The organism is Sinanaerobacter sp. ZZT-01, from assembly GCF_035621135.1.
In the GTDB taxonomy this organism is placed as follows: domain Bacteria; phylum Bacillota; class Clostridia; order Peptostreptococcales; family Anaerovoracaceae; genus IOR16.
The window spans coordinates 686,102-705,849 of record NZ_CP141728.1; the positions used below are offsets into that span (position 1 = coordinate 686,102).

21 protein-coding genes are annotated in these 19,748 nt (G+C 38.5%); all 21 read right to left on the bottom strand.

What is annotated here, in order from left to right; all coding sequences use genetic code 11:
* Positions 1-41: 41 nt before the first annotated feature.
* The 21 genes from U5921_RS03345 to U5921_RS03445 all read right to left on the bottom strand — a co-directional run bounded on the left by U5921_RS03345 (position 42) and on the right by U5921_RS03445 (position 19,740).
* The gene (locus U5921_RS03345; protein WP_324825064.1) at positions 42-1,067 is read right to left on the bottom strand and encodes a DUF4417 domain-containing protein; all 1,026 of its coding nucleotides are present in this window, start codon (positions 1,065-1,067) and stop codon (positions 42-44) included.
* Positions 1,068-1,081: 14 nt separating this feature from the next.
* Entirely contained in the window at positions 1,082-1,258 is a 177-nt protein-coding gene (locus U5921_RS03350) for a hypothetical protein (RefSeq protein ID WP_324825065.1), read from the bottom strand.
* Positions 1,259-1,668: 410 nt separating this feature from the next.
* Complete coding sequence (locus U5921_RS03355) at positions 1,669-2,721, bottom strand: helix-turn-helix domain-containing protein (RefSeq protein ID WP_324825066.1); 1,053 nt, start codon at positions 2,719-2,721, stop codon at positions 1,669-1,671.
* A 102-nt stretch (positions 2,722-2,823) separates the two neighbouring features.
* Complete coding sequence (locus U5921_RS03360; protein WP_324825067.1) at positions 2,824-3,246, bottom strand: A24 family peptidase; 423 nt, start codon at positions 3,244-3,246, stop codon at positions 2,824-2,826.
* Positions 3,243-3,455: a hypothetical protein gene (locus tag U5921_RS03365; RefSeq protein ID WP_324825068.1), complete on the bottom strand. Its 213-nt coding sequence runs from the start codon at positions 3,453-3,455 to the stop codon at positions 3,243-3,245. Before U5921_RS03365 ends, U5921_RS03360 begins: the two co-directional genes overlap by 4 nt.
* Before the next feature lie 10 nt (positions 3,456-3,465).
* Complete coding sequence (locus U5921_RS03370; RefSeq protein WP_324825069.1) at positions 3,466-4,734, bottom strand: hypothetical protein; 1,269 nt, start codon at positions 4,732-4,734, stop codon at positions 3,466-3,468.
* Positions 4,735-4,802: 68 nt separating this feature from the next.
* On the bottom strand, positions 4,803-5,807 hold the full coding sequence (locus U5921_RS03375; RefSeq protein ID WP_324825070.1) for an S-layer homology domain-containing protein: 1,005 nt from the start codon (positions 5,805-5,807) through the stop codon (positions 4,803-4,805).
* On the bottom strand, positions 5,804-6,067 hold the full coding sequence (locus U5921_RS03380) for a helix-turn-helix transcriptional regulator (protein ID WP_324825071.1): 264 nt from the start codon (positions 6,065-6,067) through the stop codon (positions 5,804-5,806). Before U5921_RS03380 ends, U5921_RS03375 begins: the two co-directional genes overlap by 4 nt.
* A 391-nt stretch (positions 6,068-6,458) precedes the next feature.
* A complete protein-coding gene (locus U5921_RS03385) occupies positions 6,459-6,590 on the bottom strand; it encodes a hypothetical protein (protein ID WP_324825072.1) in 132 nt (43 codons plus the stop codon).
* Positions 6,591-6,626: 36 nt separating this feature from the next.
* Complete coding sequence (locus tag U5921_RS03390; RefSeq protein ID WP_324825073.1) at positions 6,627-7,097, bottom strand: hypothetical protein; 471 nt, start codon at positions 7,095-7,097, stop codon at positions 6,627-6,629.
* A 2-nt stretch (positions 7,098-7,099) separates the two neighbouring features.
* Entirely contained in the window at positions 7,100-7,567 is a 468-nt protein-coding gene (locus U5921_RS03395) for a DUF4320 family protein (RefSeq protein ID WP_324824320.1), read from the bottom strand.
* Positions 7,568-7,575: 8 nt separating this feature from the next.
* The gene (locus U5921_RS03400) at positions 7,576-7,806 is read right to left on the bottom strand and encodes a hypothetical protein (RefSeq protein WP_324825074.1); all 231 of its coding nucleotides are present in this window, start codon (positions 7,804-7,806) and stop codon (positions 7,576-7,578) included.
* A gap of 18 nt (positions 7,807-7,824) precedes the next feature.
* The gene (locus tag U5921_RS03405; RefSeq protein ID WP_324825075.1) at positions 7,825-8,721 is read right to left on the bottom strand and encodes a hypothetical protein; all 897 of its coding nucleotides are present in this window, start codon (positions 8,719-8,721) and stop codon (positions 7,825-7,827) included.
* A gap of 10 nt (positions 8,722-8,731) precedes the next feature.
* Positions 8,732-9,649, bottom strand: a complete 918-nt coding sequence (locus tag U5921_RS03410; RefSeq protein WP_324825076.1) for a hypothetical protein — start codon at positions 9,647-9,649, stop codon at positions 8,732-8,734.
* 1 nt (position 9,650) lies between these two features.
* Positions 9,651-11,036, bottom strand: a complete 1,386-nt coding sequence (locus tag U5921_RS03415; protein WP_324825077.1) for an ATPase, T2SS/T4P/T4SS family — start codon at positions 11,034-11,036, stop codon at positions 9,651-9,653.
* Positions 11,037-11,756, bottom strand: coding sequence for an AAA family ATPase (locus U5921_RS03420; RefSeq protein ID WP_324825078.1), 720 nt, complete (start codon positions 11,754-11,756; stop codon positions 11,037-11,039). It abuts the gene before it with no gap.
* A 9-nt stretch (positions 11,757-11,765) separates the two neighbouring features.
* A complete protein-coding gene (gene cpaB, locus U5921_RS03425) occupies positions 11,766-12,491 on the bottom strand; it encodes a Flp pilus assembly protein CpaB (protein ID WP_324825079.1) in 726 nt (241 codons plus the stop codon).
* 34 nt (positions 12,492-12,525) lie between these two features.
* Positions 12,526-15,498, bottom strand: a complete 2,973-nt coding sequence (locus U5921_RS03430) for a bacterial Ig-like domain-containing protein (RefSeq protein ID WP_324825080.1) — start codon at positions 15,496-15,498, stop codon at positions 12,526-12,528.
* 17 nt (positions 15,499-15,515) lie between these two features.
* Positions 15,516-16,562: a hypothetical protein gene (locus U5921_RS03435; RefSeq protein WP_324825081.1), complete on the bottom strand. Its 1,047-nt coding sequence runs from the start codon at positions 16,560-16,562 to the stop codon at positions 15,516-15,518.
* Positions 16,563-16,577: 15 nt separating this feature from the next.
* Positions 16,578-17,645: a M23 family metallopeptidase gene (locus tag U5921_RS03440; protein ID WP_324825082.1), complete on the bottom strand. Its 1,068-nt coding sequence runs from the start codon at positions 17,643-17,645 to the stop codon at positions 16,578-16,580.
* Complete coding sequence (locus U5921_RS03445) at positions 17,638-19,740, bottom strand: CD3337/EF1877 family mobilome membrane protein (RefSeq protein WP_324825083.1); 2,103 nt, start codon at positions 19,738-19,740, stop codon at positions 17,638-17,640. Before U5921_RS03445 ends, U5921_RS03440 begins: the two co-directional genes overlap by 8 nt.
* Between the last annotated feature and the right edge of the window lie 8 nt (positions 19,741-19,748).

The following is a 19,748-nucleotide window of genomic DNA, read 5'->3' on the forward strand; positions in this document are numbered from 1 at the left end:
TCCCATTATAAGTCGTAGTTTCTGAACGATTTCCAATGCTGTTATTTCTCGACTTTGGCATAATTAGATCCCCCTAAATTCATTGTTTCATACTCTTGTGTGTAAAAATCTATATTTCGTTTCAATATCTGATTTTTTGTCAATTCTCCGGCACTTTCAGTCGGTTTTTCCGATAAAATTCCGCGTCGGCTTTGAATATAAGCCGTTTGATTTAATACGGAGATCCTATTTTTACTTTTCCCCGCAGTTCGTAGCATCTGAAGACGGTCCGGAGATACCAAGCCGGCGATGATGATTTCCACGTCATCATCTAATTGACTGACTAAATAGGCAAATCCCATTAAATAATGCCTCCATGTATTTGAAGCTTTTGATTGTGTGCTGACTGTTTGAAAGCTAAAAGCAATCGTTTTAATATGATTCTTCCGAATCTCTCGAATCCACTGATCTAAATCAATGCGGTTGTACCAAGATATATCTGGGACGGCCGGAAGTCCCTCTTCCAGCATTTCGTTGTAAACAATACTGCTGCGTTTGATATTGTACAAATGATCCATTCTAGGAGCATCTTCATAAACAGAAAAATTGGGCGCAATTACTGCAGCCCAAGAAAACTCCAATAACTGTTTATATAATTCTTTTCGATTATCCCATAATCCTTCTATCGTTCGATCCTTAATGTAAAATTGCAGCACTGCTTTTGGATCGTTACTAAGATTTAAGGTCTCTTGTATTCCTTTCTTTCGATATACTCTTGCAACGTTTTCACCGTTACTGGTAAGAAAATTACCTCCATGAACACCGATAATTTCACCTAAATCCATTGGCTCAGTCAAATGATCCGGAAGCACGGGTATGTTCAAGGGTAAACCCTTTGCGTTATTTTTTGATAAAGATAATTCGCCACCTCCAATGCTGTGGAGCAAAGCATAAGAAGCTCCTCTTCTTGGACATAATGAAAAGCATCGATGGCAATCTCTAGCGCAAAAAGCCATTTCGCAAAAAGAGCATCCTTGGCATTGAAGTTGTAAAACACAACGCTTACAATCACGCTCACATAGACTCATAACTTGCTCCTATTCTAAATCTTATAAATATTAAATTCCTTTTCCAAATTGCTTATAATTTCATTCACTTGCTTTTGATGCACTAAGGATAAGGGCATCCCACGCATGATTTTTAATTGCCGTTGTAAAATTCGAGCATTTCTTGTTAATTCTAATAATGCAATCTGTTCTATATTTTTTTCTTTTTTCATTTCTGCACTTCGACTCATACTACAAATACCTTTCTAGCCTTCTATTCTTGCTTGTGACGTTTGTTTTTTGTTTTAATGTAATTTCCTATTGCTTCTAAAAAACAAACTCTTAAAACCGATTTTAATAATTCCAATAAAAAAATCATTCCCTCCTTCCGTCCGTCGGTTCTCCCTATAGACTGAATGATGAATGACTATTATTAAAGTATCTTAGTATAATAACGTAATACTTAAGATATATATACTGTTTCTAGTAAGACTGTTTCTATTAGTGTCCTCGTTTTAGGGACATCGAAAATTAGGACATCTCAAATTTCAACGTTTCTCCCGATGTCCTTAAAACTGGGACATCGGTTTTTTTAAGGTTTTTCTCGATGTCCTTAAAATGAGGACATCGGGGAAAATACATGTTAAATGCATCCTTCCAACCCATTTTTCTTAACAAAAAGTTCTCTTTTAGTTTTTAATTCACTATGGGTTGTTTTTAGTTTTTTATGAGTTACTTCATTCCCTGATAAAATTGCTTTTGACATTTCCTTTGAGAGAGAAATCAATTGATTATCCATTTCTTTTAAAGCCGGGTATGTATTATATAATTCCTGGACTTGTTTTTTATGTTTAGTAGCCGCTTCTTTTTCCCTTTCTTCCTCTTGTTTTTTCTTCTCAATTAAATTCTCTGCTTCCCGTTTTTTATTATTGATATCAAAGATACTATTCGCGATGCACGTTTGTAGGTACGCTTTTTTGTTTACAAAGCCTTTTTTGTTAGCGGAAACATTATGTGTCACCAATCGAATATGATCCGGTGTGAGGCGATTTAAAAGCTCCTGAATGGCATCCTTTTTCTTAACTGCACCAGCGATAGTAATTTGTTCGCTGCTGTCCATATCTTCTATAGCCATAAATATTTCTTCAATTAGATTGGAATGTTGTGTGTCTGATTTTTTTAAACGATCAATCTCCAAACGTTCTCTGAGTTCCTGCACACTAGACTTTCCCTTTACTTTTAAGTGTGCAATATTGTTTTTTCTAGGTTTTACGTAAGAAGATTCCTTCTGTTCTCGACTGCTCTTTTGAGTCAATGTAGGGTTAGACTCTTTTAAAGTAGATTCTTGCTGCTCTTCTTGCACCTGTGGATCCGGAAGTGAAACAATGGTATATATATTTTTTCCAAAAATATTGCCCTTTTCTTTTAAGCGTTCCACTCTTATATAGTCCATATCAATTAAATATTTTAAATGTTTATAATAACGAGTTTTTGACATTTGCAATTCATCCAGCATGATATCTCTGCTCGGAAACGCCTGATTTCCATTTCCGGCAAAAGAAGCCAAGTAACAATAAATACTTTTTGCTTCTAATGTCAATCTCTTATCTCTCATTATAATTTTGGGACTTAGTCCATAGCCCTGGGCCATAATTCCTTCTACCCGCAGAACGTTTACAATTTCCTTTTCTTTCATGGATGGGCTCCTTTCAAAAAACAAAAACAAAACCCCACATATTTTTATTAAAACTTGTTGAGGTTTTGTTCCTAATAAAGTAGAAAAAGTATTCTTCTCCTTTTAAACTATATAGTTAAAGCATATAAGATAACTATAAGATATAAATATAGGTACCGCAAACGGTACCGTTTTTGTTTTGTGAATGACGCAATATACTATGGATAAAATACACGAAACCAGCATTAATTTTATAAATCCTGCTAATCCCAAAAGCCATCCCATAGCTATTAGTAATTTGTAATCACCTCCTCCCAAACCGTTAGAATTAAAAATATAAAGTCCAAACAATAAGATTGCTGGCAAGATAATGCCAGCAATCCGATCTCCCAATGCTATATTGTTTGTATTAAGGATACAACACTGCAATACCCCTAATATTATGAGCAAAATAGGCACACTATTAGGAATGATCCTTTTTCTAAAATCCCAATATGCACCATATACCAAAATAAAAAAAGGAATGAGTGTCAAGATAACATTCATAAAGTTTCTCCCTCTAACCTGCGTTTTCTTTTCTCTAACTTCTTAGAATCTTTTCCAGATTCTAAGTGAAGCCAAAGTTCCCCTTTTACATTTTTTAGTCGCTCTAGCTCATCTAAGTAATATCGTTCTTCTTGATCTTGTAATTTACGATATAGGGCATACTCACCCTTTTCCGGCCAAACTTCATATTTACATACATAATTTGCCATCACATCTCTCCTATGGCCTACGATCTACTGTAAAATCATCCTCATACATATTTCCGTTGATGGTAATCGTTTTCGGGATGGTTTTGCAGAAAGGTACTCCATTAACACCCCCACCGCTGATTACAATCGAAATGGGATGTGTTACAGGCTTCTTCCCTGTACCTTTTAGTGCTACATCGGTGTAAATCTTACGCTCTTTGATTTCACTGATACGATTCTTACGACAAGTAAATTTTGAGAATACAGCCGTGGATGAAGATTTTTCAAGCTGAACGGTTCTTAATTGTGTACCAAGCCGATTTTTTACTGTCCATCCATTTCTTATTTCTACCGCTGCCGGTGGCACCGGAATTTTACTGTTCGCTTTTTTTAAGCTTTTTCCACATACCCCTTTATCACTGATTTGTTTCGTAAATATGCTGTTATTTACTGTCACACCAAAACCATATCCAGATTTCAATTTATTCGGTGTAACTGTTGCATTGGCTGTTAAAGTAGTCTGATACGTATAAACATGCCTGCAGGTGTGTCCGGGGCAGCCTCCACCTATTAAACAACCTCCACAATAATAAGTATGTGCCTTTACTTCTGACCATTTAATCACATCACTACAGCCTTTGGTATCTGCCGGTGGTGTTGGCTGCTCCGGCTCTACAAATGGTGGAACTTCCGGTACTTCCTCAACCACAGGTTCATCCCACTCTATGACGTATGGCATAAAATAAAGCTGCCCCTGCATATCATCCGACAAGGTATTATTTCTCGCATAACTAAGGAATTTCTCGATTTCCGGAGAAACGTAGCCTAATAGACCTCGTATTTCCTGTTCTTTTCCTTTTCTTAATCGATCGGCAACATTATAAAGCCTTTTAGACTGTACTCTAAACTGATAAGAATATATAATTTTTCCTTGTGCATCCGGCTTTGTTTTTAATTTAAGACTTAGTTCAGAAGCGGCATATGGCATATATTCTTTATCATACATCATCTTTTCTCTTGCCCCATCCGTAGCCGTTCCCGGATCATGTTTGTCCATATCGTAAGGATAAATTTTCACATTCTTTGCGCCTTTTTCTAAAGTCGCTGACGTGTTAATGGTGTATAAATCTTGCGGGGCTGCTGGATCCCATTCTTGTGTCTTATTCCTCCAGATGAAGATTACACTGGTGACAAACTTTACTTTCTTTTCCGTTTTTATTTCTTCTGCTGCAAATACCGGTATAACTGACATCCCTAGCATGAGCAAACTAAGAAGCATACAAAAGATTCTTTTTCTCATATTGTTATCCTTTCTTTGCAAAAGAAAATCGCCTGTAAAAAAGCAGGCGATTTATCTCTTTTAAATATTTATTTTTTAAATGGATTTGGTATTAGAGTCAGCACTGGGTTAACTGTATCATAGCTGCCAATGTAGTCTACTTTTGTAATGTCTATTGGTGCACGTCCCTGCATATTCTCTTTATGCAATAGTAATTCATATTCTATTGCAAAGCGCCCATCCCTCATTTTTACTGAGCAAAAAGAATCAACTGCTTTCCCATTGATTACGAAAAATTCCAATCCAGGATCTTTCATAATAACATGCTTTGAAAATTCATCCTCCCCAAGTTCCATATTCCAAAGCTTCGGATCAGAGATTACATATGTGGTCAGATGTTTTCCCCCAAAAATATCCTGTGAATTTGTAATAATATCCTTGATTGTTCCCGTCTTGTCTTTATCCACCACTTTTTCGGTGGTTCGATCTGCCGGCTCCAGCATCCTTGTCAGCATAGAACAAACCTCAGCTCTTGTTGCAGTTTTGCTTCCTCCAAAGGTCCCATCGGGATAACCTGATATGATACCCTTCCCGTAAGCTTGCAAAATATATGGTTTGCAGTAGTCACAAAGTCCTGCATAATCCTTTATTTCATTTTTAAATTTATCTGCATTGGCAATTGGCTCTTCCTTTAGCACTTTTTCTGTAGTTCTTGCTATGACAACCGCCATCTTCTGACGTGTAATCGGTTTATTCCAATCTGACTGCTGCATCTCATCCCCAATCAGCATCTCATTTTTCTTTGCTGCCTCGAAATAGCCACTTGCCCAATGCTGGCCAGTTTTATCTTGTTTGCCTACTGTCGCTGCGACGATGGTGGTAATAAACTCCGCATTCGTCATCGTTTTGTTTGGCCGGAAGGTCTTATCCGGATACCCGCTGATAGCTCCCTTATCAACCATTTTGCTCATATATGGGTAATACCAATCAGTTACTTTTGTATCTTTAAATTTTGCATCTGCCGCAAAAGCAGTAACAGCAGATGTAATGCTGACAATCAAAGTCACGGCTAATAATATATATCGTTTTTTCATTTTTTCTCCTCCATACATTCTTTTTCCCGATTTTTATTGAACGGCACTATCTCAATCGTGTACCCTAATGGAAGTAATAGCTTAAATAACGTATCGATCTGAGGGGTAGCTTTCATTCTTTCCAAACGGGCAATAGATGATTGCCTTATTCCGGATAATGCAGAAAGATCCCTTTGTGATAATCCCTTTTCTGCTCTTACTTCAATCAACCGCTGAATCAAAGCAGTCTCTCTTTCTACACAACTATCTTGTGCCTCCATAAATTTACAACTTCCCTTCAAAGAATTTGTTTTCAAAAAAGTCTTATTTGCCTAAAAGATAACAAATAAGAAATCAAAAGTCAAGCAAAAAAAACAAAATTTTCTTAATTTTTATTAAAATAGGTAATTCTTGACGCATACCACGTCACATGCTATGATACATATATAAAAGGATTACCGCTTTTGAGACTGGCGGCTAGTCCGAAATGTCAGAGTAGACCGCTTAAATTCTCAGGTTTAAGCGGTCGTTGCTATTTTTTGAGGTATATCATCAAGCAAATGGTGATAACCCCTATAATCACACCCGAATAGGCAAATAACCCTTCATATGTAACCATAGCATCCCCCCTTCATGGGAGTGACCAACCGCCAAACGGTAATCCTTAGCACATTATACCATAATTTTCTTTATTGCTACTATCGCTTCCGCAATAACCCAAAATATCTCCAGCAAAAAAATTACAAACAACCACCATCCAGGGTATTCACGAATCCGAAACCATATCCATTTTATTTTCTGCACACTATCTTCTCCCCTCATTTTATTACAGCTGGTTGATTACTTTCCATCTACCCTCATATTTCTGCTTCCTACATTAATGGGAAGCTGCCAATCCGGCAGTCCTACAAATACACATGGTACATTTGCAACCGCTTTTACCTTCATTTTTGCGTTCTCTCCATCGATTTCTATATCTTGAATTTCTACTTTGTAAGCATATTTTTTTTGACCTGGTTGATGCTTCTCCATATTGGAATCTAAATCGAGATCTTCATATAAATATCGGTAAAACTTATCTTTTGCCACATTAGGATCTAGCTTGTTTAAATAATCTTGCCGATAACTATCATACATGGCTTCTTTAATGGATAGGTTTACCGCTCGATTCAACTCTGTTTCTAAATGATCATTGATACCATTTACTTTAAGATACTCTGCTACAAAGGTTCCCATACCAAGCAGCAAAACGAAAATAGCTAGTGTGGTGATGAGTAAGTCTCCCCGCTTATCCTTGCATAAATTCCTCATTGCTAATAATCCTTCCAATACACTTCAGACATTCCCTCAATGGTACTTTTTATAGGGATTTTTAATACAACCGGCCGTTTTGAAAATGCCGGTGTCAAAATAGTCATATCATAACTGTCCTCCACCACTACCGTAAAGGAATCTCGAAACTGTATTTTCTTAGAAGAATCAAGATACCTTATATTTTCCACGGTCATTTTTGCATTCGTTTGTAATTTATCATTCAAATCTCGAAGCTGCTCCTTTACATCACTTGTAACCTGTCCATTCAGTTCAATGGTCTGCGCAAGCTCCTTGGCAATATAGTGCACATGCTGGTATTTCACCATCATTTGAAGCAAATTCATGCAGTTCAAAATCATAATGACAATAATCAGCATGATTACGATTGGTTCCCATAGCAGTTCACCTTCTCTACCGGAAAAGAAGGCTTTCCATCGCTGAAAAGCCTGTAACTTTCTCCTTCTCATTTTGCCACCTAAACAGTCAGCAAGGACTTAAACTTGTCTACCATGGAATCCCAAAGGTTGGATATTGTAGGGCTAACTGCTTTTAACAGCAATCCCACAATCACAATTCCTACTAATGCTGCCAGCAGGATTTCCCACCCTGCCATGCCGGATTCATCCTTCTGTAGCTTACAAAAGAAACCAATGCACGCTTTGTTATACTTTTCTTTCACATTCTTCATCATAGCTTTTACTTTCATTTTCATTTCCTCCTAAAATTAAATCATTTTTCCTAAGCCAGAGCTAATGCTGGCAATAATCACATACAGCATGGCGGTCATAGCCACACCAACAAGCGGCAGCGTAGCCACCGTAACTTTTCCCGGACGCTTATCCAACTCCCGTTTCAGATTCTCTCTTGCCCGCAGATCCATATCATTAGCTAAACGATCTAACGCCAGCTCCTGATTTTCTCCACGAGTCACGCCAATTAACGTATTGCACAGATAATTAACTTCCGTCAATCCAATCCGATTAGCAAAGTTTCTCAATGCCGTTTCAATGCTCTTTGACTTCATTTCCATAATGAGGAGCGAAACATCATATCGAAAAGCCGAATCTGCGACCTCTAAATAAGTTTCAAATATACCAATTAGATCTGGAGAACTCCGTGCTTCCTTCAATTTAAAAAGGATTGCCCTTACAAATCCGGGTAATCCCTTTGAAATTTTCTCCTTTTTCTGTTTTAAAATATCAGGACACAATGTGAACTGATGATACCCCAAAATCGCAACAATGCAGATTCCTATAGGCATAAACATGACCAAGCCACCTAAGTACAGTCCCACTACTGTAAATAGAAACGTCATTCCTGTTATGGTAATGCCCCTAGCTACATATTCCTGGGGACTACAATCTATATCAGCTCTGGCAAGCCGCAGCTTCCATTCTGCCGCCTGTCGTTCCTCCAGTTTGATCCATGGAGTAATCTTCCTTGCAATTGGCATCACCAATTCCTCTTGTAACGTTTCTTTTATATTGCGTTTCGGCTTTATAGTTCCTCGAAATGCTCTAGTAGCAGCTCTTGGCGGCTCCTTGTTGTAATGCTGCCCAATTAGGTCAAGAGCCTTAATCACCAGCAATACAATAGTAATTTGTAACAGTGTCAGTAACATAACAACCTCCTTATTCAATTGGCCGATTGATTTTCATAACATAAGCTGCTGTCAGCAGCGAAGTCAGAATCATTGCAATCACAAATCCCTTCCCAATTACGGTCTGGGTCAAAGTGAGAAACCATTGCACATTAACGAATTTCAAAATTGGTATTACAGAGAACATAGCAGCTACAGTCATGAGATAATTTCTCCATGCCGTCATCATCGCAGTATCACTTTCCTGTTGTATATTTTTCTGATCATTCATTGCCCGCAGAGTGGATTGTAGGTTAAATTTCATTCTTCTATCTTTCATACAAAGCAATAGCTTATTAACCCATTCATGAAAGTGCCGATTGTCAATCTTTCCGTCCAGCAAAATCAATGCTCGTTCCACATTAGGGTTGATCAGAAGTACATCTGTTAAAAACTCATCAAAGGGATTAATTTCTCGAAACCGTTCATCTACATAGCGATTCTTCTCTTCCACATATACCTGAAATGCTCCAATGATGTCATCACTTGTTAGATAGGCATTGGTAATAATGGACATAACACTCTCTAGTTCCTCCAGCTCTCTTCGTCTAGCTGACATGGTCCGAAACAGCAAGAACAGATATGCTAGAGGCGTAAAGGCTGCTCCAGCGAAAAGGGAGAGCGTCACATCCCTGAAGATGCCGATTCCACACATACATCCGGCTAAGAAAAAAACAGCTACAACCTTATAAAAGTAATTCCAGCTTTTATGAATTTTCTTTAAGAGACTGTCCACTTTTACCATGATTCTCTCCACTGGATTGAGGGCATTTTCTGCAATGATATAAATTCGTTTCCGTTTCGCTGCATTGTCTCTGAAAGAAAGGTGAACTACTTTCGGGATGGAAATATGCCAAGTCTGCATCAGTAATATAGCAGCTACCAGAAGAAAAAAAATGATCCCCAGCATCTTACTTCTCCTTTCTCGTGTTGGAATATCGCTTAATGAATTCTTCGTCTACACTGTTCATACGCAAAGTTTCTTCCAGATTCTCAGAAATGCATCCTACTCTGCGATGCACTCCGTGTACCTTTAACACGTTTCCTACTTCGTCCTTTTCGGAATGGTCAATAACAAAACGATAGATGCTGTGTCCAACCACTTCTCCATCCTGCACACCGGTTGCCTCAAAAATGTCCATCCATCGCCTGGACTTATCCTTTAATTGCTTGCAAAAGACCATGAGGGGAAATGCTTTTACAATGTTTTTTAACATGCGTGTTTCCGATAATCGAGTACCGGATTCCATACACATAGTTAAAATTCTGTCGTAAGCATCTGCTGCACTATTGGCATGTAAACTTGAAACAATGGTATGCCCCGTACGTCCTGCTTCCTGCGCTGTCATAGCCTCTTCTCCACGCATTTCTGCAGGAACAATAATATCCGGATGAAACCGCAGAGCCATTTTTAACAAGTCGTTCATTGTAATTGCTCCCGGCTTGGTATAGGTTTGTACCACATCATTAATAACAAAGCCTTCTTGATCCACAATCGGCAAATCCAGTTCCTTTGTATCCTCAATGGTATAAACACGAGTCTCCTTAACAATCGTTCCCAAGACATAATTCATATTGGATGTTTTCCCAGACCCGGTGGACCCTACAAATGCCATTGAAACGCCGCTGCCTAAACAGGTAGTAATAAAGTCCAATTCTTCCAGCAAAACTGTCCCTGACTCGATAAGAGTCTCTCTTGTAATGCCGGACTTCTTCTGTTTTCGGATAGAAGCTACTCCTCCTACTTCTGTGTCTACACATGGAGAAATTGCCCCTGACATACGTACACCTTTGGATATGTAAGAATCACCCAAAGGCTGTGCACCATCCAAAATGACACCTCCCGAACGTGCCATTTTTTGAACGATATTCGCACATTGCTCTGCTGTCTCAAATCGCTCTCTCACGAGTACCGTTTTATCTTTATAGATTACTCTTGTACTGTTCGAACCATTGATATTTATTTCCTCCACTTCAGCATCTTCCAAATATTTTTCAATAAAGCTAAAGCCGGCCATGTCTTCATAAATGCGCTGTGCGAGTTCTTCTACGGACAACTCATTATCTACCAAGCGTTCCACGTTTAAATAGTGGATAATCAATTGTACCAGTCGTGGCCGTTTTTCTTTATCCGTCCAATCTCTTGCTAACTCTTCTGCATGATTTGTGCTGATAATATGCTGCATCCGTTCTTTGATTTCCGGATAATTTTTCGCCTGTATCCCTTTTTGCTGATTCAGGTAGTCCATATTTTTCTGATACATCAGATTTTCCAGTGCAATAAGCCGATCTGCCATCTACTGTACCTCCTCCGCCAACTGCTCCACCACAGCTCGATATTGTTTTGCCTCCTTGGACTTCATTTCATAAATCAGCTTCCCGCTGTTTTGAAATACCACAGCATCCTCTACGGCAGGAAGCTGTACGGTATCGGTAAGCCCATAAAGCTGAAGAAATTCATGTATGCTGCACCCTATGTTCCACTCTCCAATCACCGGCTTTACCAGTTCCTTGATATGAAACCGTTCAAAAAAGCTCTGCATGGATTGATGCCATAATCCACTTTCTGAAGACAGGGTATAGGTGCAAAGTATCTGATCTGCCAAAAATAATCCCAAGCTAGTCATTGGTTCTCTCAAATAACCAGTACAGTCAATCACAATATAGTCTGAGCATACTTGAAGCTGTTGAAACAATCGTCTTGTTCTGTTTTCATAGAGTTCTTCCATACAGGGTTTTGTAATTTTATTCGGAACTCCCAAAAGAAAAATATTCTCTCTATTTTTGCATGGAGTAAGCATCCGCTGTGGTTGTTCTGCTGTATCGGCCAATGCAGCAAAAATTCCCTGATCTTCCGGAATACTTTCTCCGAAAAAGGTCTGAATCCCGCCGTAATCCAGATTAGCAGAAATTAGAATTACCACTTGGTTTTTAGTTGCCAGAGCACAGCTTAAATTAGCTGCCAGTGTACTTTTTCCTGATCCCGGTCTGCCATAAACTGCAATAATTTTGCTCATTTCTGCCTCCTATCTCTTTACAAGCGTCAGATGCAGCTTCCCATTATACTCTGCACCCATCAATTTTAGTGACTGCTCCTCAGTAGCTATGAATGTTATGGTTTGAGGTATTGCATCAACGGCATCGGCTTTGGATGCTTTGACATCATCCACGCTGACCGCATCGGCGTTCTCTATATCATAAATTTGCATTCCTTTTAAAGATGGTTCAAAGATAACCTGAAATCCCGAATCTGTTTCTCGGACTGTTCCAACGTTAACAATGTCACCTTTTTGTAAATGAGAGGCAAGCCCCGCAGCATTGGATTGTAATGTAATGGTGGTAAGCTGTTTTCCCTGTTTTACAATATTTTCGATGATTGGATCTGATACAAAATCACCAATTTTTGCATCGGTAATATAATCATCGGCAAGCAAATCCACCTTTGCAACTTTACCGTCTACCTTCTGCATACTTTTTATAACATTGGAGGGCAATCCATATGCCCCTACTTTTTTCTCAATTACTTTATTTGCCTTAATGATCTCTCCTTTTTTTATGGTATCCGTTACGGTAACAACAGTGGTTGTATCTGCTTGTTTCTCATAAAGTCTTGGCAAGACGACAAAGGAAAGTATTGCTGCCAGTACAATACACAGTAAGCTTAATAGCTTTTTATTTTTTAAATATTTCCCTGGATTTCTTCGAAGCTTTACCTTCTCTTGCATTGGTGTTTCTTTTTTCTTAAATAGCATAGTTCTTCTCCTCAGTTAAATAAAAAAGGAAAGGTTATTTACCCTCTCCTTGATCAATAAGCATCGTAACGATGCTCTTATTTAGCATAGTTGCAACTTCACTACGAGTTGCGAAGCCATCCGGATCTAAGGCACCGTCTGGTCGTCCAATTAGAATATCATTATCTGTCATCCAATGTAGTGCATCTTTAGATGTGGTGACATCTGCACCGCTGTATTTAGCAAACTTGTAAAGCATAACTGCCAATTCTTCTCTCGTCACATCCGATTCCGGATGAAACGTCCCGATGCTTTTTTCTTCTGCAATATCATTTTCAATTGCCCACGCTACAGATTTGTCATACCACTTTTGCTTTTTATAATCAGAAGTTACTGGTTTATTATCATCTAAACGATGTAATACTGCTGCGAGCATCCCTTTGGTCATATTCTCATTTGGAGCAAATTTTCTTTTTCCTACTCCGGCAAATATTTCTCTAGCGGAAGCTTTCTGTATTTCTTTCTTCGCCCAATGGCGGTTGATGTCTACGAAGTCCTTATCGTTGTCGATAAATTCAAACTCTGCATCCTTACTAATTTTGACATATAATTTCCCGTCTATCATGGTCTGAAAGGATGGAATAGTATTATCTAACAGATTTCTGGCCACTTTTCCCTCCGGCACAGGAACCACCAAGTACATCTCCGGATGTAGCTCGCTAACCGTTACTTTAATGGTCCCATTCCCCGCAGAGATGATCGCATCTTTTGCATCATCAGGCTCTTTGGCTTTAATGTATGGGCCATCTTTATTTTCTTCTTTCCCGGAGCTGCGGCTATTTCGATTTACTGTAATATCAAAGGTTGATGCAAATTCTTTATAATGCACTGTTATAGTTTGATTTCCTGCTTCATCTGGCTTATATCCCTTAATTGTTAATTCTTCCGATGGCACCGGAGATTTCGTTCCGTTGTCATAGATTACATTTACTTTGATGTCTCCTGAGTTAATTAACTCACCCATAGTATAGCTATTTTTGGATTCCGGCAGAATCTCAATGCCAATGGCTTGCTTTTTTCGTACGGTAACAGGCTGCTGACAGGTGACTACTTCACCATTTTCGGTATAGGAAATGGTCACACTTTCTTGCCCAAATTTCAGATTTGTTCCGTCAGAAGAGGAAAGCTCCTTAGCAATGTCGGTTGTGTGGTTATTGTATGTAATTTTTACTTCAATTCCTTCAAACTGAAAGGATTGTTCTTCAATATAATCCATCTTATTTGGAGGTTTTACAATTTCCAAACTCACCGGGGACTTCGCTAGAACTTTAATTGGAAATGTGGTACTCAATCCACCATAGGACACCGTTACCTCTTGAGATCCTACCAATGAACCATAGTGATCAATGGTCGCCTCGGTTAGTGGAATGCTAGTCATATACCCGCCTTCCATATCCAATGTTAGTTCCCCACCGGTTAAGTCTATATTTACTAACCCTTCAAGGTAATCCGTTGTATTTGGGAGTTTGCTCACCCGAATGCGATTAACTTTGGCTACAATCACCATAAATGTAGTGCTCTTATCCTCATAGGCTACGGTAATGGTTTGCTCTCCTAAGATGGTATTATCAAAACCACTCATCATAGTAAGTTCCATCGGCATCTCTTTTTCTGTACCATTATCATAATGGAGTAAGAGATTCCCTCCAGATATATCTAAGTGATCTCGATTTGATACATAGATTGTCTTTTTTGGCAAGCTCTTCACTTCAATGGACACCAGCTGTTTTTTGCGTACAGTTACAGGCTGCTGACAAATTACGGTGGCTTCGTTTTCCGTATAGGACACGGTCACAAAGCTTTGTCCTAACGTCAAGCTGTCTCCATCTGTAATAATAAAATTGTCTACCATTGCTTCTGTGAGATTATCATAGTATGCTTTCACCGTCATTCCCTCAGATTCAAACGGTAATTCTTCGATATACTCTGTTTTTTTCGGTGGAGCAATGATTTCTATACGCACCGGTGATTTGGCTTTTACCTTTGCCTGGTAAGTCGTCGTAAAGCCTTTATATGTAACTTCTATATTAATATCACCAATGGCAGTTCCATGTGAGCCTACTGTCGCATCCGTAAGAGGTATAACACTTATGGTGCCATCCTCATATTTCAGTGTCAGTTCTCCACCCTCTAAGTCTATATTGACTAATTCTTCGAGATATTCTAGTTTGTCCGGTAATTTCGTAATCTCTATCTCAGTGAGCTTTGCTACTGTAATCGGAACATCGGCATAAGCTGTACCACCATTTTCAGAAAATGTGACGCGAATACTGGTTACCGAAGGATCCAAATTTGTTTTCTTAGAAAGCGTATAACCTGTTACTTCCTCTTGATGACCATCTGCATAGATGGCTTGTACAACCATACCTTCCGGATTAAAGTCCTCATATTCTTTATAGCTGATTTTGTTTGGCTGCTTAAGAATCGTAAGATTAGTTAGTTTTGGATATTCAGTTACCGTTTTTGTTGCTGTGCCAGAGTAATTCTGTTGCCATACTCTTGTGTCTGATGCTGGGATATATCCTTGTCCCTCATACATACCACACTTAAATACTTTCCCCTGGTTAAGACAACTGTCTTTTTTACAGTTGACGCAGTAACCAGCCCCGTGCCCATGACCGTAGGTGGTAGTATACCCACACTTCCAACACACATAATTATATGTCTCGCAACTGCTAGTATGCACATGCCCTGGACTCCCTGGGTTATAGCTTCCACTTTTCAAAAAACTAGCTCCATTTTTGTCAAGTGATCCTTTATATCCATCTGCATCTGTATATTCCATCTTTTGATCAAAACTATTGTTAGAGCTTGTTTTTGAGTCAGTAACCGCCTTACTTAAAACTTTGTCAACACTATACCCATACGCTGTACTACGATCAAAATCTAAAACAGTCATCGCCTGTGCTCCTACTGCTACTAGCACTGCTAATAAGACGACTCTTATCCCATATTTTTTGTTTTCCAATGTACTTCTTCCTCCCCTCAATAATTAAATAAAAAAGAAAAGACTGATTTCTTCTCTCCTTTCACTTTTTCTCTATTTTGCTCGATTCCTAACCACATAAGTAAGATTTCTAATGCAGTATCTGTGGAGCTGCAAAAATTCAAATTATATTGTTTGGCAATCCGATCCGTTAATCCTCGGATTAAAAATATAAAAGTTTCCAAATCATCAAATACCGGATTATTTATGAAATAATTTAATTTCCCTACATTCCATTCATCAGAAAATCCAACTGCAATTTTATAATTGCAACGAAAAAATTCTTCAATCTCGTATTCCTTATCCGCTAATCGTTCCGTTTTTCTTTGCCCTGTTGGTGAAAGTTCAAACAAATTACCAAAGTCTAAAAGAATGAACTGACAACCACTTTTGTAAGCTGCCAAAACTTCTATCTTTTTATCTGCTAATTGCGGAATGATGTAAGTAGCTTTTTTCTTCTTTTTATCAAGATAATGTAAATCTGTCTTGTCATCCATGGATATTACCACTACTTCAAAGCCTTGGCTCTGAAGTTCTTCTGCTATGGTGACCGCCGATGTTGTTGCACCCGCACCATGGGCTAGATTAAAAATACCAATAGTAACAGCACCTATAAGTCTAGTGTTATTACTATTAGTTGTTTCCTGTGGTGTAAAGTAATTATTACTTAAAATATTCCAATCAAAGGTTTCTGGATATTCTTTGATATAGCTTTGAATTGACTCTAACTGATTGAATGTGACAAACGCATTTACTTCTAGCCCAACTAATTGAGCAATCAATTTCCGCTGCTCAAAATCCTTTATCAATGCAATAATTTTAGGTCTATCTCTATCAAAATCCTTCTCATGAATAAAAGCCGCTGCTTGAATAGCTTTTTTCTCGGATAGAAGTGTATTTATTAGAACAAAATCATAGTTTTCATATGATATGACATCTTGAATTAAATTCAAATCCTCTACCGACTCTAAATGATGTATCTCTGTAAAATCTGAAATCATTTTTTCTATTTCTTTATTACCTACAGCCATAAGTATACTTGCCAAATCATTTCCTCCCTTCTATTGAATTACTGAAAGCGGATCTATTAGCACACCGTTATAGGTGATCTCAATATGTAAATGTGGTCCGGTTCCAATTCCTGTATTTCCTACACCACCGATGACAGTCCCAAGCTTTACTTCATCTCCTACTTCCACTTTGGCCGCAGATAAATGCTGGTACCGGGAGATCCAAATGTCATCGCCAATCTTATGCTGCACCTTGATATTGATTCCACGTTCGCCTCCAGATAGATTAACATAAATAACGGTTCCGTCTTCAATTGCAATCACCGGCGATCCCATAGCATTACTTCCGCTAATGTCCACACCGTTATGCGCACGTTTAATACCAAGAACTGGATGCACCCTTACAGATGCAAATTTGGATGTCACAGTATGAAGCTCTGGTGTCGGCCATGCAAAATACCCCCCTTCCGTTGTGTCAATGTAATCCGGCAAATCATAAAGATCACCAAACATCTCATCTAAGATTCCCGCTGTCATTAACATGTCAACCCATTCAATCTGATCTTCATCAAATTCCTTTTCGATAATCAGCTCATCCAAATCTTTATTTGAAAACTGGATAATCCACTTTACATCGCTGCTGCCACTCTCAGATACTCGTTTTCCCGCATCCAGGATAGTACGAATATCGCTCTCAGTTGGAATAGTTAGCCAAGAGCAAATTGAAGAAGGTGACACCAAGTCGCCGCTTTGTACTTCCTTCCAATAACCACCATCATCCGTTTCAACCCAAATCCATTTTTCAAAGTGCAGCTTTAGAAAATCGACCGCAGATAAGAATGGATCTACATCCTCTAAGTCATTGTCAAATCGAACGGTATCATAAACAAGAAGCTCCTGCCAAGTACAGCCCACAAGCTCTGCTGCCACCTTATAATCGTCCACCATACCATCTGCGATTGAAGGCATTACACTAGCCATTGAAATAAATAGCATTGTTAGAATAAGGAAAATCATAATAAAAGGCATTGTAATCGCAAGCAATGCCCTTCTAAGTTTTCTGTTTTTTCTTCTTTTGGGCTGTTTTTTATACTCTTGGTAACTCTTTCTTTCATTCATTGTTTACCTCGTTTTTACGCATTTTCTGAGTAGTTGTAGAGTTATCTGCTTTGGCTGTACGTTTTCTTTTCTCTTTTTCCAGCTCTTTTAATACTTCCGCATAGCTTGCCTTTCTTTTTGTATTCGAATCTCTTTTTTCTTTTGATGTAAAGTTAGAAAAATTATATTCGTCAACAAAATTTTTACCATATTTCTTTGCTGCAGCTTCGTAACAATCCTCACCCATCTCATCACCAAAATTAGCTTTAAAAAATGCGATTCCCATTTGCTCCTTTGATTTTTCATTCATAATTATATTCCCAGCGGGAGATTTTATATGTTCTCTTATTGCTCCTAAATTGGTTGGCCGCTTTACTTCTTTTTTCTTATCCCAATAAATTGCCTGGCCATCTGCTACCACATTTTTAATATTTCCACCCTGCATTTCTGTACTTCGTAAGATATGAGCAACCGCAGAAACATCTCGTTGATCGAAATGATCGCCGCCTGATTTTCGTATTGAATCAGTACGTTTTACAAAATTACCGTATTCCACGTCATCCTGTTTTCTGTCGGCATTATCCTCGGTTTTTTCTTTAGATATTTCATATTGTTTTTGAAGTAATTCCTCCGCTTGACGAAAATATCTTCCCATGTCGTTAACTGCCGTTGTCATGTTTTCGGATGAATCTCTCATACTGTCACTGATTCGATTGATATTCGGTGTTTCGACTCCACCAAACCGGCTGCCCACAGTTTCGGTCCTCATTTTTCCGGTTGATTCTGGGATTCGCGTCTCAGACTGCTCATCGACAGTCTGATTATGCATTTTACGCCACATCTGTCTTGAACTATTCACCGCGTTAAAATCCTGATCCAAAGCTTTATTCATACTTTGGGGCATCTGTACACTGTTATTTGATTGAAAACTAGAAAACAGATTAAGCAATCGAAACCGTTCGAACCAAATGGATGCTACGATAACTAGGATTAAAAATATACTTGTAATCAACCCATATTCATCGCTAAACTTGTAAATTACCTCCATAAAAACAAGAGTCATACTGAGGAAAAAAACAACCAAAATACGAACGAAAGAAATGCTTATGATACGACCACCCCATCGTTTCACTAGTGGTAATCCAAAATTGGGAAGCAAAGCCACAAGAAATACGAAAATGCCAAGGAGCAAATAAACTAATACCAGAAACTGATACCCAATAATTAAAACGGAAAATACCATTAAAATAATCATAAGAAGAAGAGTAAACATCAACAAAATAATGGCTGTAACTAACCTTCCTACTTGATACCCAAAGGATTTTGAAAAAAGCTGATCAGATTTCGCTAATTTTTCTACAGCATCCTTTCTTTGTTCTGAATCCGGTGTTAATTTTAATATTTCTGCTTCATGGCGTTCTGCCATCTTTACACTACCAAACTCCAATACCTGCCATGGCTGATGAACAAGTAGATTCCAGCAAAGACTCGCAGCCTTGCCTTTTGCTTCTCCCGTCTTCCCTCCTACTGTTTCTTTATATGGTCCTTCCATGACAGTTTCGCAAACACCGCTTGTTACGGTATCGACACCCTCAAGAAGCTTAATTGGATAAGCATAAAATGCAAATGCCAGCATTATGATAAAGACCAAAGCAACCATACTTGAAAAAGCCTGTGCCGTTCGATTTTGCATCATTTTTAAAAGCAATAAAAAAGCGGCAAATACAATCCCGATTGCCGCAAATGTGTCCCACATTGAGCCACGCATTGCTATGATAAACGGCTCTAAAAACCCTCCAAGCATCACCGCTATGTTACTGGATAATGAGAATGAAAATAAGGAAATTGTGACCTTTGCCAGCAAGACTTGAATGGCAAATAAGATATTTGAAAACAAATCACAAATAACGCTTCCAATGTTTTTAAATACACTCATTTTTTCCGTATCCAGCTGGTAGTTGTCTCGATAATTTATAAAATAATCTTCATTGCTTTCCGCTGCTGTTTCATCAATGTTTTTATAAAGATCACTGTCTGCCGCAAAGATGACCGCCGAAGAACACACTAAGATCAGGATCGCAATGCAGGTCAGGATTAATATAATTCGTTTTTTCATACCTCCTC

What these genes read in the sequence shown, in the direction of transcription:
- U5921_RS03345 (WP_324825064.1), bottom strand. Translation starts at nt 1,067, where the DNA reads ATGAGTCTATGTGAGCGTGATTGTAAGCGTTGTGTTTTACAACTTCAA.
- U5921_RS03350 (WP_324825065.1), bottom strand. Translation starts at nt 1,258, where the DNA reads ATGAAAAAAGAAAAAAATATAGAACAGATTGCATTATTAGAATTAACA.
- U5921_RS03355 (WP_324825066.1), bottom strand. Translation starts at nt 2,721, where the DNA reads ATGAAAGAAAAGGAAATTGTAAACGTTCTGCGGGTAGAAGGAATTATG.
- U5921_RS03360 (WP_324825067.1), bottom strand. Translation starts at nt 3,246, where the DNA reads ATGAATGTTATCTTGACACTCATTCCTTTTTTTATTTTGGTATATGGT.
- U5921_RS03365 (WP_324825068.1), bottom strand. Translation starts at nt 3,455, where the DNA reads ATGGCAAATTATGTATGTAAATATGAAGTTTGGCCGGAAAAGGGTGAG.
- U5921_RS03370 (WP_324825069.1), bottom strand. Translation starts at nt 4,734, where the DNA reads ATGAGAAAAAGAATCTTTTGTATGCTTCTTAGTTTGCTCATGCTAGGG.
- U5921_RS03375 (WP_324825070.1), bottom strand. Translation starts at nt 5,807, where the DNA reads ATGAAAAAACGATATATATTATTAGCCGTGACTTTGATTGTCAGCATT.
- U5921_RS03380 (WP_324825071.1), bottom strand. Translation starts at nt 6,067, where the DNA reads ATGGAGGCACAAGATAGTTGTGTAGAAAGAGAGACTGCTTTGATTCAG.
- U5921_RS03390 (WP_324825073.1), bottom strand. Translation starts at nt 7,097, where the DNA reads ATGAGGAATTTATGCAAGGATAAGCGGGGAGACTTACTCATCACCACA.
- U5921_RS03395 (WP_324824320.1), bottom strand. Translation starts at nt 7,567, where the DNA reads ATGAGAAGGAGAAAGTTACAGGCTTTTCAGCGATGGAAAGCCTTCTTT.
- U5921_RS03400 (WP_324825074.1), bottom strand. Translation starts at nt 7,806, where the DNA reads ATGAAAGTAAAAGCTATGATGAAGAATGTGAAAGAAAAGTATAACAAA.
- U5921_RS03405 (WP_324825075.1), bottom strand. Translation starts at nt 8,721, where the DNA reads ATGTTACTGACACTGTTACAAATTACTATTGTATTGCTGGTGATTAAG.
- U5921_RS03410 (WP_324825076.1), bottom strand. Translation starts at nt 9,649, where the DNA reads ATGCTGGGGATCATTTTTTTTCTTCTGGTAGCTGCTATATTACTGATG.
- U5921_RS03415 (WP_324825077.1), bottom strand. Translation starts at nt 11,036, where the DNA reads ATGGCAGATCGGCTTATTGCACTGGAAAATCTGATGTATCAGAAAAAT.
- U5921_RS03420 (WP_324825078.1), bottom strand. Translation starts at nt 11,756, where the DNA reads ATGAGCAAAATTATTGCAGTTTATGGCAGACCGGGATCAGGAAAAAGT.
- cpaB (WP_324825079.1), bottom strand. Translation starts at nt 12,491, where the DNA reads ATGCTATTTAAGAAAAAAGAAACACCAATGCAAGAGAAGGTAAAGCTT.
- U5921_RS03440 (WP_324825082.1), bottom strand. Translation starts at nt 17,645, where the DNA reads ATGAATGAAAGAAAGAGTTACCAAGAGTATAAAAAACAGCCCAAAAGA.
- U5921_RS03445 (WP_324825083.1), bottom strand. Translation starts at nt 19,740, where the DNA reads ATGAAAAAACGAATTATATTAATCCTGACCTGCATTGCGATCCTGATC.